15 protein-coding genes are annotated in these 14430 nt (G+C 66.7%); 4 read left to right on the top strand and 11 right to left on the bottom strand.

Annotated elements, in window-relative coordinates:
* Positions 1-6 precede the first annotated feature (6 nt).
* The gene (locus tag C480_RS14215) at positions 7-828 is read right to left on the bottom strand and encodes a nucleoside phosphorylase (RefSeq protein WP_006666310.1); all 822 of its coding nucleotides are present in this window, start codon (positions 826-828) and stop codon (positions 7-9) included.
* Between the two features lie 60 nt (positions 829-888).
* Between C480_RS14215 and C480_RS14220 the strand changes: the two genes are divergently transcribed.
* A complete protein-coding gene (locus C480_RS14220; protein ID WP_006666311.1) occupies positions 889-1314 on the top strand; it encodes a DUF488 family protein, N3 subclade in 426 nt (141 codons plus the stop codon).
* 25 nt (positions 1315-1339) lie between these two features.
* Here the strand turns inward: C480_RS14220 and cdd are convergent, their stop codons facing one another.
* The 7 genes from cdd to C480_RS14255 form a co-directional block, all read right to left on the bottom strand.
* On the bottom strand, positions 1340-1813 hold the full coding sequence (gene cdd, locus C480_RS14225; RefSeq protein ID WP_006666312.1) for a cytidine deaminase: 474 nt from the start codon (positions 1811-1813) through the stop codon (positions 1340-1342).
* A 179-nt stretch (positions 1814-1992) separates the two neighbouring features.
* Positions 1993-3039 carry an ABC transporter permease gene (locus C480_RS14230; protein ID WP_006666313.1) on the bottom strand — a complete coding sequence of 349 codons (1047 nt, stop codon included), beginning with the start codon at positions 3037-3039 and terminating at the stop codon, positions 1993-1995.
* A complete protein-coding gene (locus C480_RS14235; protein ID WP_006666314.1) occupies positions 3032-4321 on the bottom strand; it encodes an ABC transporter permease in 1290 nt (429 codons plus the stop codon). Before C480_RS14235 ends, C480_RS14230 begins: the two co-directional genes overlap by 8 nt.
* The gene (locus C480_RS14240) at positions 4318-5994 is read right to left on the bottom strand and encodes an ABC transporter ATP-binding protein (protein WP_006666315.1); all 1677 of its coding nucleotides are present in this window, start codon (positions 5992-5994) and stop codon (positions 4318-4320) included. The genes C480_RS14235 and C480_RS14240 overlap by 4 nt, the downstream gene beginning before the upstream one ends.
* A 4-nt stretch (positions 5995-5998) precedes the next feature.
* Entirely contained in the window at positions 5999-7048 is a 1050-nt protein-coding gene (locus C480_RS14245) for a BMP family lipoprotein (RefSeq protein ID WP_049903726.1), read from the bottom strand.
* Between the two features lie 165 nt (positions 7049-7213).
* On the bottom strand, positions 7214-8584 hold the full coding sequence (locus C480_RS14250; RefSeq protein ID WP_006666317.1) for a phosphohexomutase domain-containing protein: 1371 nt from the start codon (positions 8582-8584) through the stop codon (positions 7214-7216).
* A gap of 71 nt (positions 8585-8655) precedes the next feature.
* Entirely contained in the window at positions 8656-8961 is a 306-nt protein-coding gene (locus tag C480_RS14255) for a hypothetical protein (RefSeq protein WP_006666318.1), read from the bottom strand.
* Between the two features lie 257 nt (positions 8962-9218).
* Between C480_RS14255 and C480_RS14260 the strand changes: the two genes are divergently transcribed.
* Both C480_RS14260 and C480_RS14265 read left to right on the top strand, forming a co-directional pair.
* A complete protein-coding gene (locus C480_RS14260) occupies positions 9219-9884 on the top strand; it encodes an Ntn hydrolase family protein (protein ID WP_006666319.1) in 666 nt (221 codons plus the stop codon).
* Positions 9881-10765 (top strand): archaeal proteasome endopeptidase complex subunit alpha, encoded by an 885-nt coding sequence (locus C480_RS14265; protein WP_006666320.1) that lies wholly within the window; start codon positions 9881-9883, stop codon positions 10763-10765. The genes C480_RS14260 and C480_RS14265 overlap by 4 nt, the downstream gene beginning before the upstream one ends.
* A 39-nt stretch (positions 10766-10804) precedes the next feature.
* Here the strand turns inward: C480_RS14265 and C480_RS14270 are convergent, their stop codons facing one another.
* From C480_RS14270 to C480_RS14280, 3 genes are read right to left on the bottom strand one after another with little or no spacing between them, the layout of a single operon-like run.
* Positions 10805-11833, bottom strand: coding sequence for a DUF7351 domain-containing protein (locus C480_RS14270; RefSeq protein WP_006666321.1), 1029 nt, complete (start codon positions 11831-11833; stop codon positions 10805-10807).
* Between the two features lie 41 nt (positions 11834-11874).
* Positions 11875-12390 (bottom strand): cyclic pyranopterin monophosphate synthase MoaC, encoded by a 516-nt coding sequence (gene moaC / locus C480_RS14275; RefSeq protein WP_006666322.1) that lies wholly within the window; start codon positions 12388-12390, stop codon positions 11875-11877.
* Positions 12383-13852 (bottom strand): bifunctional ADP-dependent NAD(P)H-hydrate dehydratase/NAD(P)H-hydrate epimerase, encoded by a 1470-nt coding sequence (locus C480_RS14280; RefSeq protein ID WP_049903769.1) that lies wholly within the window; start codon positions 13850-13852, stop codon positions 12383-12385. The genes moaC and C480_RS14280 overlap by 8 nt, the downstream gene beginning before the upstream one ends.
* 75 nt (positions 13853-13927) lie before the next feature.
* On the opposite strand from C480_RS14280, the gene C480_RS14285 reads away from it, so the two are divergent.
* Positions 13928-14425, top strand: coding sequence for a hypothetical protein (locus C480_RS14285; protein ID WP_006666324.1), 498 nt, complete (start codon positions 13928-13930; stop codon positions 14423-14425).
* Positions 14426-14430 lie beyond the last annotated feature (5 nt).

The following is a 14430-nucleotide window of genomic DNA, read 5'->3' on the forward strand; positions in this document are numbered from 1 at the left end:
GACCGCTTACTCCAGCGAGAGCCCGGGATGCCACCGATCCGCCCCCGCCTCGCGCTTGATCGCATCCATTCTTGCGAGCAAGTGCGTCGCAAGCGTCGCCGTTTCGGCCGCACGGGACTCGCCTTCCGTTCTGAACTCGCCAGTCTGACGGTTCGCGTAGACGGAACAGACCGCACCGGCGCGCAGCCCGTAGATGTTCGCGAGCGTGAAAATCGAACTCGCCTCCATTTCGATGTTCTTGACGTTCGCCTCGACGAGTTCATCGATCAGGTCGTCCGCGCCGGCGGCTTCGAACTCGTCGTAGCCGGGACGGCCCTGGCCGGCGTAGAAGGAGTCGGCGCTCATCGTGATGCCGGTGTGGTAGTCGTAGCCGAGTCGTTCGGCGGCGGCGACGAGTGCGGAGACGACCTCGTAGTCCGCGCTCGCGGGGTAATCCTCGCGGACGTATTCGTCGCTCGTGCCCTCCTGTCGGACCGCGCCGGTGCTGATAACGAGGTCGCCGACGTCCATGTCGGCCTGGATCGCCCCGCAGGAGCCGACCCGAATGAACGTCTCGCAGCCGACGCGGGCCAGTTCCTCGACGGCGATCGCGGCCGACGGGCTGCCGATTCCGGTCGAGGTGACCGAAATGGGCGTGTCCTCGTAGGTGCCGGTCGCGGTCCGGTACTCGCGGTGGTGAGCGCGAATTTCGTGGTCGTCCCAGTGGGCCACGATCTTCTCGAGGCGTTCGGGATTGCCGGGCAGGAGGACGGTATCGGCCACGTCCGCGCCGCTGACCTCGAGATGGTACTGTACGTCTGCGTTCGGGTCTTCGCTGTCGCCGGTCATCGAGTGGCGGCGATTCGCACCGACGCCGTATATAAATGCGGGGCGGCCGTATCGATGGGTATGGCACGCGGAACCCTCACGGACACGTACGTCGCCGCGCTCCAGCACGAGTTCGCCGACGTGCCCGCGGACGCGACGCGAGTCGGCGTCGTCCGCAGTCCGACCTCGTGGTTTCACGCCGCGGTCGACGAGAACGTTCCCGAACTCGGGCCGCCGGCCGACCTGCTCGACGCGATCCGCACCGCCGAAGAGGACCTCAAGATGCGCGGCATTTGCGACGAGGAAGCCCACAACGCCGCGTGGGACCAGGTCGCGTTCGGAGACGCCTACCGCGAGCACCTCGCGACGGCCGACGAGGCGCGGACGGCACTCGCGGCCCTCTCGACGCGGCTCGACGACGGCGAGGACCTGGCGCTCGTCTGCTACGAAAACACCGAGAAAAAACGCTGCCATCGAACGATCCTTCGCGCTGAACTCGAGCGGTAGCGTCGGCGCTCGAGCCACAAGCCGGCTACTCCAGGGTCTCCTCGGTGATCGTATTCGGCAAGAGTTCACCGAGCGTGTACTCGGTTACCTGAATCGCAGTCACATCCGCTTCGTCGTCGGTATTCTCGTCGCTCACGTCTCCTTCGTCGCACCACACCACGAGTTCGTCGTCGCAGAACTCGGCCAGCGTCTGCCGGCACATCCCACAGGGCGTGACGCCGTCTCGTCGGTCGGAACTCACGGCGAGGTGACTGAACTCGCGGTGGCCGTTCTTGACCGCTTCGGCGATGGCGACCTCCTCGGCGTGGAGGCTGTTGCTGAAATTGGCGTTTTCGAGATTGCAGCCGACGAAGACGTCGCCGGCTTCGGTTTCGAGTGCGGCACCGACGCGGTACTCGGAGTAGGGGACGTGGGCGGCTGACTGGGCGTCGCGGGCGGCCGCGACGAGGGCGGTACGGTGATCGGTGGCGACGCTATTGCTGTCGTCGTGCGGAGTCACACCGGATAGTACCGCGAGTGAGCGCAAGAAGGCATCGACCGCTCTTCAGGTCTAGGTCCAGATCCAGTCCAGGGAATGGGATCCACCGTGCTACCCGGCTCATACGGACTGCTGTAAGTCATTTCCGGCGCAACCGCAGGACAGACAGTTGCGCCGGTAAATCGTTACGGCAGACCGTATCAGTCCTCGCCGGACTCGTAGTGGTCGCCGGCGGCGTCCGGCAACCGCGTCCGGCCGACGAGCACGAGGACGACGATGACCGACATGTGCGGGATCGTGCGAATCAGTTCGGTCGGGATCGCGTAGCCGGCCGACTGCAGTGCAGTCTGGAGCGAGTTCAGTCCCGCGAAGAGGAACGAACTCAGAACGGCACCGACGGGGTGGTAGTTCGCGAGGAGGTAGGTCGCGATCGCGATGAACCCGCGGCCGTTGATCGCCGTGTCGCCGCCGCCGGCGAACGTCCCGAGGGTGCCGAGCGCGAAGCCGGCACCGCCGAGGCCGGCGAAGACGCCCGAGAGCAACACCGCAGCGTACCGGACCTTGCGAACGTCGACGCCGGCCGTATCGAGCGCCTTCGGATTCTCGCCGCTGGCGACGACCCAGCGGCCGAAGGTGGTTCTGGAGAGCAGGTACCAGCCCGCGAGCGTGCCGGCCAGCATGAGATAGACCTGCGGTTCCGTATCGAACAGGAGATAGCCGACGATCGGAATTTCCGACAGTCCGGGGACCGTCACGCTTCCAAAGCGCGCGACGCTCGCGGTGTTGGGGCTGCCGAAGACGATCCGCGACGCAAAGGGCGCGAGCCCCAGCGAGATGAGCCAGATCGCGAGACCGGCGATGATCTGGTCGGCCTTGAACTCGATGCAGACGATCGCGAAGATCAGCGCGAACAGGACGCTGACGAGGATGCCGACCAGCAGTCCCCACCACAGGTTCGACACGCCCATCGTCGCGCCGCCGTCGCCCAGCCAGTAGACCGCGATGATCGAGCTAAACGCCGAGACGATGAGCAGGCCCTCGATACCGATGTTGATGACGCCGCTTTTCTCGGCGAAGATGCCGCCGATCGCCGCGAGCGCGATCGGCACGGCGAGCCGGAGCGTCGAGGTCTGCCAGCTCGCGGGAGTCGCCCAGAGGAACGCCAGGACGATGGCGACGGCACTCAGACTCGCCGCGCGCGGGTGTCGACCGATGAACTCGCGCGTGCGGCGGAATCGCTTACGCATCGTCCTCACCCCCGGATTCGTCGGCCACCTTGTTGTTGTCGTCGGGAACGCTTCCCCCGTCGGCTCTGGCGGGTTTCGGTGAGCGAACGTCAACGTACCGCGTCCCGATCATGCGGAAGAACTCCGGCATCGCGACGAAGAGGATGATCAACCCGGAGAGAATGCCGACCAGGTCGGGCGGCACGTTCGTCGCGGAGCCGATTGCGCTCTTGCCGCTATCGAGCATGCCGAACAGGAACGCCGATGCGCCGACGCCCAGCGGATTGCTGCCGGCCAGCACCGAGACGGCGATCCCATCGAACCCGATCGACGGGACGTTCTTGAGCCACCGTCCGTGGACCATCAGCACCCAGAACGCGCCGGCGACGCCGCCGAGTGCGCCCGAAAGCGACATGGTCGCGACGGTCATGCGCTTCTCGTCGACGCCGCCGTAGGCGGCTGCGGCCGGCTGAATGCCGCTCGTGCGGAGTTCGTAGCCGAACGAGGTGCGGGAGAACAGCCAGGCGATGCCGAGCATGAGCACGACGGCGAACCCGAGCGCGAGCAGCGAAAAATCCACCCGTTCGTCGAATCCGATGTACGGAATGGTCGGAACCTCGGCGTACTCCGGGACCGGCGCAGTTTGTGCGGTAGTGCTGTTGTTATCCTGGAACTGCCAGGACAGTAGCGTCGACGTGATACCGACCGCGACGAAGTTGAGCATGATCGTCGTGATCACCTCGTTCGCGTCGGCGTAGGCCTTCAGGGCTCCCGGAATCGCGCCGTAGAGGCCGCCACCGATCGCGCCCGCGAGCACGCCGAGGGGGATGAGAACGAGCATCCCGACCAGGCCGCCAGGAACGATCGATTCCGCGAAGACGACGGTGATGGCCGTCACGAACCCGCCGATAACGAGTTGGCCTTGTGTTCCGATGTTGAGGAGGCCAGCGCGAAACGCCACCGCGACCGACAATCCCGCGAAGATCAGCAGCGTCGTCTGCTGGAGCGTCTTCGCGAGGCTCAAGTTTGTCGGCGACCAGCCACCCTGCAGCGGGTTGCCAAGCGCCCCAAGGAACAGCTCGTAGAAGACCTGCATCGGGTTGTAACAGAACGTCACGCCGGCTATGTCGAGTCCGGACCGACACGAGGCGACGCCGCCCGAGACGAAGACGAACGCACCGCCGACGAGCACCGCTGCGAACAGCGCCGCGACGCTAATGGCGATCCGTTCCATGGCTGACGCCCGGACAAGCCGTTCGAGGAGTCGCCGTATCCGACCGGGCGCATCCGAATCCGAACTCATCGCGACTCACCGCCGTTCGTTCCGACCGTGCCAGCATCGCTGGCACCCTTTCCGGTCTCGTCCACCTGCTGGCCCGCCATGAGTAATCCGAGTTCTTCTTCGGTGATCGCATCCGGGTCGGTGACGTCGATGAACTCGCCTTCGTACATCACGGCCAGCCGATCGGACAGCGCCTGCACCTCGTCGAGCTTCGAGGAAACCAGCACGATCGCGACTCCCTCCCGGCGGAGTTCGAGCAGTCGGTCGTGGATGAACTCGGTCGACCCGATGTCGACCCCGCGGGTGGGATACGTCGCGATAACCAGCGAGGGATCGCGCTCGAACTCGCGGCCGACGATGAACTTCTGTTGGTTCCCGCCGGAGAACGAGCTGGCATCGGCGTCGGCGTCCGGCGGTCGGACGTCGTAGGTGTCGATGAGGTCGTCCGTGTGGTCGCGGACGGCGGTCCAGTCGATGCGGCCGTCGGCTGCGAACTCGGGGGAACGCTGGCTTCCGAGGATGCTGTTTTCGACGAGGTCGAACGGCATGACCAGCCCGCGCTCGTGGCGGTCCTCCGGAATGTAGGACATGCCGGCGTCGATCCGCCGGCGGCGAGACCAGTCGGTGATGTCCGTGCCTTCGTAGGCAATCGTTCCCGCATCGGGCGTTCGGAGGCCGGTGATCGCCTCGATCAGTTCGGCCTGGCCGTTCCCGTCGACGCCCGCGATACCAACGATCTCGCCGGCGCGAACGTCGAGATCGATGCCGGAGACGACATCGACGCCGCGAGCGTCCTCGACGGCGACGTTCCGCGTCGAGAGGACGACCTTACCCGTCGTGACGGGGTCGGCGTCGACCTCGAGAAGCACCTCGCGACCGACCATGCGCTCGGCCAGGTCTTCGCGGTCCGTGCGTTCGGGCGCGACCGTCCCCACGGATTCGCCGTCCCGGAGAATCGTAATCGCGTCGGCTGCGTGGGTCGCCTCCTCGAGTTTGTGCGTGATGAAGATGACCGTCTTTCCCTGGGCAGTGAGTTCGTCGAGCACGTCGTAGAGGTCCTCGACCTCCTGGGGTGTGAGGACGGCCGTCGGTTCGTCGAGAATCAGTACGTCCGTGCCGCGAAACAGCGCTTTGAGAATTTCGACGCGTTGCTGGACGCCGACGCTCAGGTCCTCGACGGTCGCCTCGGGATCGACATCGAACCCGTACCGATCGCAGAGGTCGTCGATCTCGCGGGCGATCTGCTCGCGGTCGACCGCCATGCCGAACCACTTGGTCGGCTCGTTCCCCAGGGCGATGTTCTCGGCGACCGTCATGGAGTCGACCAGCATGAAGTGCTGGTGGATCATCCCGATACCGGCGTCGATGGCATCCTGCGGCGAGCCGAACCCGCGCTCGGTTCCATCGACGACGACACGCCCCGCCTCCGGTTCGTAGAGCCCGTAGAGGACGTTCATCAGCGTCGTCTTCCCCGCGCCGTTCTCGCCGAGCAAGGCGTGAACGCTCCCCCGTTCGACGCGCAAATCGACGTCGTCGTTCGCGACGACGCCGGGGAATCGCTTGGTGATTCCGTCGAGGTGGACGGCGAGATCCGTCCCCGTCTCCCCCGTTCTCGTCCCGCGGTCGGCGGTATCTACCTCCGACCCGGCGGCCAGTTCTGCTCCGTCCGTCGTTCCCGGTCCCGGCTTGGTCATGCGGTTACAGTGCTGTTGGAACGTCGATCTCGCCGTCGATGATCGCCTGTCTGGACTCCTCGACCTGCGTCTTGACTTCCTCGGGAATCTCGTCGCCGATCGTATCGCCGTAGACCGCAGCGACACCGTCTTCTTCAAGCCCCAGGCGCTCCTCGCCGGCCTCGAACTCGTCGTTGACGGCGGACTCGACGGCGGAATACACCGCGTTGTCGACGCGCTTGACCATACTCGCGAGAATCACGTCGGCGAGGTCCTCGTTCGAGACGGACTGGTCGTCGTCGACGCCGATCGCGAACCGCCCCTCGTCTCGCGCCGCCTGGAAGACGCCGATACCGGTTCGGCCGGCCGCGTGGAAGATGATGTCCGCGTCCTCGTTCTGGTACATCGTTCTGGCGGTTTGCTGCCCGCCGCCGGTGTCCTCGAAGCTCCCGACGTACGCCGAGACGACCTCGGCATCATCGTTTGCGTACTCGACGCCGGCTCGGAATCCGGCCTCGAAGGACTCGATCAGTGGCGATTCAGTCGCCCCGACGAAGCCGACCACGTCGGCGTCCGGATTCGTCTCGCCCTCGCCGGCCGCGAACTCGCGATCCGTCAGCAGTCCGGCCAGATGACCGACCTGGAACGATCCTGCGGGCTCGTCGAAGATGTAGCTTCGAACGTTATCCGCCTCGACGACCTCGTCGACGATGATGAAGTTCTGCTCCGGATACGCCGGCGCGTTCTCCCCGAGAGCCTGCGCCTGTGCGTACCCGATACAGTTGACCAGATCGTACTCGCCGGACTCCGCAAACGTGCTCTGTGCGCTGCTAAACTCCCCGTTCGAATCCGGCTCCCGCTTGTCAACCGCGATATTGAACTCGTCCCGCGCCTGGTCGAGTCCTTTCTTTGCCATGTCGTTGAACGAATCGTCGCCGAGGCCACCGACCGCATACACCGTTCCGATCTGAACATCGGCACTCCCCTCGTCACCGAACCCGCCGACACATCCGGCAAGGCCTGCCAACCCAACAGTGCCCACTCCCGTAAGGAACCGCCGTCGATCTCGTGACATACGACCGGCTAGCGTACACAATTGGTTTATACCCGTCGAAATTCCCGCTTAGAGTTCACGATTCGAGACACAGTTCAACAGCCGATCACGACTCACCCCAGACAGTGAGACAATCTCACAAAAGCCGCCGGCGGAATTCCGAGTTCAGCCGTGCGATCGACGCCCCTAGGCGGCGTCCGCGACCGCCGTCTCGATGACCGCTTGCGCCTCGGCGACGAGTTCATCGACGGCCTCGCTTTCGGCGTAGAGGCGGACGTACGGTTCGGTGCCGCTCGGCCGAACGAGGAGCCACGACGCGTCGTCGAACTCGAGGCGGATGCCGTAGTCGGTGTCGACGGTCGTCTCGGGGAACGCCGCGGGCAGTTCGCTCTCGAGCGCCGCCATCACGTCGGCTTTGCGCTGGTCCGGACACTCGACGCTGACCTTCCGGTAGGGTCGTTCGGTAACGGGGGCGCGGAGAGCGTCGGTGTCGCCCGCGGCGGCGACCAGTGCGGCGACGACGGCCGCGCTCGTGACGCCGTCGATCCACCCGCCGAAGGCCGTGTGGATGTGCTTCCAGGGCTCGGCCGCGAAAACGACCTCGGTGAACTCGTCTCCGGCGGCGCGTTCCCGGGCGATGCCCTCGTGAAGCGCCCCCAGACGGACGCGTTCGACGCGCCCGCCTGCGTCCCGAACTCGCTCGTCGATCCGCGCCGAGGCGTTCGGCGTCGTGACGACGACCGGATCGTCGGCGTCGCTCGTGGCCGTATAGTGCGCTGCAACGACGGCCAGGATGGTGTCTTCGTGGATCACGTTGCCGTCGGGATCGAGGACGACCAGCCGGTCCGCGTCGCCGTCGTGTGCCAGCCCGAGGTCGAACGAGCCCTCCGCGAGGAACGCGGTGAACGACGAGAGCGTTTCCGGCGTCGGTTTGCTCTCTCGAGCCGGGAAGTGGCCGTCGACGGTCGCGTTCACGCCGACGACGGTCGCGCCGAGGGCGTCGAGGACCTGCGGCGTCGCGAGCGCGCCGACGCCGTTTCCGCAGTCGACGGCGATCGAAAGACCGGCGAGGGGCGACTCTCCAAACTCGTCGAACTGGTCGCGAACGTACGCAGCGACCGCGGTTCGGTACGGGTCGAGTATCTCGAGTTCGTTCGATCGACCCCACTGATCCCACGCGGATTGCGACGAGCCGGCGTCGATGGCACCCTCGATGCGCTGTTCGGCGTCGCGATCGAACTCGACCCCGTCGGCGAAGAGTTTGATGCCGTTGTCCGTCGGCGGGTTGTGACTCGCGGTGAGCATGACGCCCGTTCGTCCTCGCGAGGCGAAGGCGAGCGCCGGCGTCGGCACCTGGCCGAGACGGCACACGTCCGCGCCGGCACTCTCCAGACCGGCTTCCATCGCCGCTGCCAGTGCCGGTCCCGTTTCGCGTCCGTCGCGGCCGACGACGACCGTCTCGCCGGGTTCGCCGACGGCCTGCCCGACCGAGAGGGCGAGCGACGGCGTGATTTGCTCGACCGGTCCGCGGATGCCCGCGGTCCCGAATAGTGTCATACTGGCCCGTTCCGCGAGCAACTACTTATATGACGTGACACGAGCGCTGCGCGCTGGACCCATCGGAGCAGTCAGGAGACGATTGCACGCCAGCCCGGTTCGTAACAGAGACCGTACGCCGCGGGGAGCGTAACCACCGACAGCGCCGGGACGAACAGGAGCACGCTGAACGGATCCGGCGGCGCGATGATCGACCCGACGATGTATGCGGTACCGATACCGATACCGGCCGTGCCGATCAACCGTTCGCGTCGCGTGGCCGGTTCGCTCCGGTCGGGAAGCCGCCGCCTGTAGACGAGGTACGCAAGGGCGGCGATAGACAGGGTAAAGAAGGTAGCCAATCCAGGTACCTCCGTCCGCTCCGCGAGCGGCAGCATCGGCGCTGACGGCGTAGCTGAGACAGAGTCCAGTCAGCGGGAGCGCGAGGAGGAACACGAATCAGACAAGAACGGGGATCATTGTTTGTAACGTGGATGAAGACCGAAAATAATACTGTTTCGGCCACCGGCCGCGAAGACGTATCCGTCCGTTCCGTACGCCAGCGAACCGCGAGCCGAGTTCGTACGCCCGGTGCGCTAAAATATATTTTAGCTACCACCTATTCCGACGGGGACCCTCGATTCTCACGAGGATAATGCACGGGACAGACTCCGACGGAATCATCACGACAGGCACGACGACGGTCGGCCTCGTCGGCGCGGACGGCGTCGTCCTCGCAGCCGACAGCCGAGCGAGCCTCGGCGGCCGATTCGTCACGAACCGCACGGCCCGGAAGGTCGTCCCCGTCGACGACCGAACGGCGCTCACCTTCGCCGGCAGCGTCGGCGACGCCCAGTCGTTCGTCCGCCGCCTCCGCGCCGAACTCGCGCTGTACGATATGGATCACGAACCCGGCGCGTCGGTCGACACCGCGGCGACGGTCGCCGCCGATCTCATCCGCCGCGACGGAACTCCTCAACTCGAACTCGTTCTGGGCGGGGTCGCTCCCGAATCGACCGTCTACCAGATCGACCCCGCTGGCGGTGTTATGGACGCACCGATCGCCGCCAGCGGGAGCGGGATGCAACTCGCCTACGGCTACCTGGAAGACGCCTACGACCCCGAACAGTCGGTTGCGGAACTCCGAGCCGTCGCCGCGATGGCCGTCCGAAACGCGACCGAGCGCGACACCGCCAGCGGCGACGGCATGACCGTCGCGACGATCACCGCAGACGAACTCGAACGCGAGCAGTACGACGGCATCGAACGCGCCGTTTCCGCCGCTACCAGCCAGCCCACAGACTCGGAGGTGGCCCGATGAACGCGAGTTCACGCCAGCAAGCCTACGACCGCGGGCACACGATTTTCTCTCCTGACGGCCGGCTTTACCAGGTCGAGTACGCCCGGGAGGCGGTCGAGCGCGGCTCGCCGAGCGTCGGCGTCGTGACGAGCGAGGGCGTCGTCCTCGCGGCGCGCAAGCGCGTTCGGTCGCCGCTGCTCGAGCCGGATTCGGTCGAAAAGATCCACCGCGTCGACGATCATCTCGCCGTCGCGACCGCCGGCCACGCCGCCGACGCGCGCCAACTCGTCGACGCGGCCCGCAAGCGCTGTCAGCAGCATCGCCTGCAGTACGGGGAACCGATCACCGTCTCGGTCCTCGCGAGCGACCTCGCGGATCACATCCAGGAGCAGACCCAATCTGGCGGGACGCGACCGTACGGGGCTGCGGTGCTCGTCGGGGGTGTCGATCCAGGCCCGGGCCCGAGTCCGGACCCGAGTCCCAATCCGGATTCCTCCCCCGCCTCCGACAACCGATCCGCCGACGAAATCGAGCCCGAACCCGAGCACGAGTCGGTCACGGACCGGACCGCACAGCCGGCACTCTACGAGGTCGATCCGGGCGGCACGTTCTACGGCTGGCGCGGAACCGCCATCGGCGACGGTACCGCCGAGATCCGATCGTTCCTCGAGACTGAACTCGGTGGCGGCGATTCCAGTGAAACGCAAGCCTTGACCCGGGATCACGGGCTCTCGATCGCTCTCGACGCACTCGCAACCACGGCCGCGGACGACCGCCCGCTCTCACCGACGACGGTCACGGCTCGCGTTCTCGGACCCGAACCGGAATCGGAATCGAGTTCGGGACAGTCGACGCCAGTCGGCGACGACGAACTCGAACGGATACTCGACGCGCTCGAATAACACGACACGGCGTCGTCACGCCACGTTTACCGCTTTCACTTATTCTACCGTTTCTGCCGTTTCCACCGTCTCCGCCGTCTCCGCTGTTGCCCGTTGCGTCTCGATCACGTCCACTCGTTCATCGACGTACAACGCGAGCACCGAGTCGTCGAGTTCAACCACGACGCGGACGGCGAGCGGGTCCTCCGAGAGCACCGTCTCGGCCCACTCGTGGCCGACGTTCCAGATCGGGCGGTCGCGCACGTCCCGGTCGTGATCGTGGTAGAACGAGACGACGGCCGGGTGCGAGAGCAACGAGAGCGCGACGGGCGCACGCAGCGTCATCCCGCAGCGCGAACAGCTGAACTCGGCCTGGACGTGGTCGGTGTGCTCGGCCGGGAGCAGGTCTTCGGTCGCCGGCGAGAGCGTCGCGAGCCGAGCATCGACCGCGCCGCTGCAGTCGGGACAGACGCCGTCGCGCACGAGCGAGAGCCGGTGTCTGTGGTGGCGGTCGAAGGCGGCCGGAAACGCCGCGCCGTGGGAGTCGAGCCCGGCGGGCGGAAAGCCGAGCCGAAGGAGCCGCCGGTCGCAGTGCTCGCAGCGCACCGTCACTCTGTTATCGTTCGCCTGCGCCGTCAGCGCCGCCCGGCTACAGAACGGACAGTCGTCGTCGAGTTCGGTCGGGGGATGATCGACCCGCTGGGTGTACGTTCCGGTGGCGATCGCTCGCGCGATCCGCTCGCCGGCGTAGGTGAGTTCGTAGCCCTCACCGCCGTCCTCGGCACCGGACTCCACCTTTCGGAGGTACGGCCCGACGAGTTCGTCCAGGTGATAGGCGAATCCGGCGGTGGTGTCGACCTCGGAGGCGTCAAAGAGCGCCGAGAAGGTGGGCGTCGAAGGCGTGGATTCAGCGTGGTCTCCGTCGTCGCTCTCGGCGGTGGTGTCCCCGTCGCTGAACTCGAGCATCGTCTCGAGAATCCCCATCCGGATCTCGTTGCCGAGCGCCTGGAAGGCGTCGCTCGGGTCCGAGACGCGGTCGCTGGGCTCGGGGGCGGCGATCGGTAATTCCTCTCCGTCCTCTGCGGACATAGGATACTGTATACTCGGGCTGCGTGGAGAAGTAGCTTCGTTTATCCCCGGTGCTTTTCCTTCTCGAGTACCCGCACGTTCTCGATTCCGGTCTCCGGATACTGGCCGCTCTCGTCCTTCTCGACGGCCTTGACCATATCCCAGACGACGTTGAGGCCGGTCGTGACGCCCTCGAGCGCCTCCATCTCGCAGCCGGTCTTGCCCGTCGTCTCGACCGCCACCGCGAGTTCGACGCGGTTCTCGGCGATCGAGAACTCGGTGTCGACGTTCGTGATCGGGATCTGGTGGCACATCGGGACCGTCTCCCAGGTGTGTTTGACGGCCTGGATCGCGCCGATACGGGCGGTTGCGAGCACGTCTCCTTTGCCGATTTCGTCCTCGCGGATGGCCTCGACGGTCGACTCTTGCAGCCGGATTTCGCCCGCCGCGACGGCCCGGCGCTCGCTGTCGGGCTTGTCGCCGACGTCGACCATCTGCACGTCGCCGTCGTCGGTGGTGTGCGTGAGGTCGCCGGTATCGGCGTCCTCGCCGTCCGCCGGCGGTGAATCGTCAGTCATCGGATCCACCCTCGTTCCAGAGCGCCTTGGGGATTTCCTCGAGAACCTCCGAGGCGAGGAAGCCGAACTCCCGTGACGTAGCCAGGCGTTCGCCGGCGACGCCGTTGACCTGCGCACCGGCGGCGGCCGCGTCGAGCGGATCGGCGTGTTCCATGAGCGCGGCGACGATACCGGTGAGCACGTCGCCCGTCCCGCCGACTTTCATCCCCGCCGTTCCCGAGCGGCTGAGTCGCGTGCGCTCGCCGTCCGTCGCCACGTCGGTCGCGCCCTTCGCGAGGACGACGTGTCCCAGGTCGGCCGCGAAGGCCTCGATCTCGTCCGCGGCTTCCCGCAGGTCGTCAACGTCGGGGCCGCCCATCCCGGCGAGTTCACCGCGGTTGGGCGTACAGATCAGCGTCGCCTCGGTCTCGAGTTCGGGAACGACCGAGAGCGCGTCGGCGTCGACGACCGCGGGGCCGGTGTAGGTTTCGAGGAACTGACGGGTAGCCGCGAGCGTCTCGTCGGCGGTGCCGAGTCCCGGGCCGAGGATCACCACGTCGTCGTAGCGTTCGGCGGTGTCGACGAGGTCGTCGACCTGGTCGGGCGTCAGGCGGTCGCTCTCGTAGGACTGGACGATCAGGTCCTCGGCGTAGCCCTGGATCTCGCCGGCGACGGACTCGGGCGCGGCGACGAAGGAGAGTTCCATGCCGGCCCGGAGCGCGGACTGGGCGGCCAGCGCCGGCGCGCCGGTGTAGGGACCGCCGCCGACGACGAAGGCCCGACCGCCACGGTCGTCGGGCCGCGCGAGGCGCACGTCACCGGGGCCGACGAACCGTTCCGCCGCCGCCGGAATGCCGATGTCGGCGACGGTCACGTCCGCGTCGAGCGCCGAGAGGCCGGGTTTGGCGTCGTGAAAGGTGACGATGCGGTCGGCCTCGACGGCGTTGGCTGCGAGCGGCTTCTCCGAACCGCGATTGCCGTCGTCCGCGCCGACAGCAGCGTTCGCGTCGAATCCGGACGGGACGTCGACCGACACGACGGTCGCGTCGGCCTCGTTGATCGCCCGTGCCGCCGTCGCTTCGGGTTCCCGCAGGTCGCCGCTGATCCCCGTTCCGAGCATCGCGTCGACGACCACGTCGCACTCCGGCACCTCGAACGCCGTGGAATCGGTGACCTCGCGGGCGTCGTCCCCCGCCCGCCGAAGCGCGTCCCAGTTCTCGCGGGCGATTTCGGTCCCGATCGTCTCGGCCCGTCCGAGCAGGAGCGTCCGCACGTCGAACGAATCGAGAAAGCGAGCGGCGACGAACGCGTCCCCGCCGTTGTTGCCGCGGCCGGCGACGATCACAACGCTCGCGTCCGGCTCTGCGACCTCCCGAACGACGCGGGCAACGGCGTTCCCGCTCGACTCCATCAGCTGCTTTCGCGGAACGCCGAGCGCCGCGGCGTTCGCGTCGACGGCGGCCATTCGTTCGCCTGTAATCATGGGCGAGCGTTCGACGGGCCGACCGTTGAAGATTGCGGACGACACCCTCAATATCCCCGATCACCTCTCGTAGACGTGAACGTCTTCTGGCTCGACGAGGACCCGCGGCTCGCGGCGCGCTATCACTGCGATCAGCACGTCAACAAGTTGCTACTCGAGGCCGCACAGGTCCTCTGTACGGCGGCCCGCGAGAACGGGTACGACGCCGAGTTCTGCTACCGGTCGACCCACGTCGACCATCCCGTCACGAAGTGGGCGACGGAATCGCGGGCGAACTGGCTGCGCCTGCGCGAACACGCCGAGGCACTCAACGCCGAGTTCACCGAGCGCTACGAGAAGGACGAAGACCACGCGAGCTGGCAGGTCATCGAGCGGATCGACCCGGACCGAATCGAGTTCCCGTCCGCGGAACCGACGCCGCGGCCGCAGGCGATGCCCGACGAGTACAAGCGTCCCGGCGACCCGGTCGCCGCCTACCGCGCCTACTACGCCGGCGAGAAGGCCGAGTGGGCCGAATGGAAGTATACCGAGGAACCGCCGTGGCTCGCGGCGTCCCTCGCCGAGACGGCCTGATAGAT

This window comes from Natrialba aegyptia DSM 13077, assembly GCF_000337535.1.
Classification (GTDB): domain Archaea; phylum Halobacteriota; class Halobacteria; order Halobacteriales; family Natrialbaceae; genus Natrialba; species Natrialba aegyptia.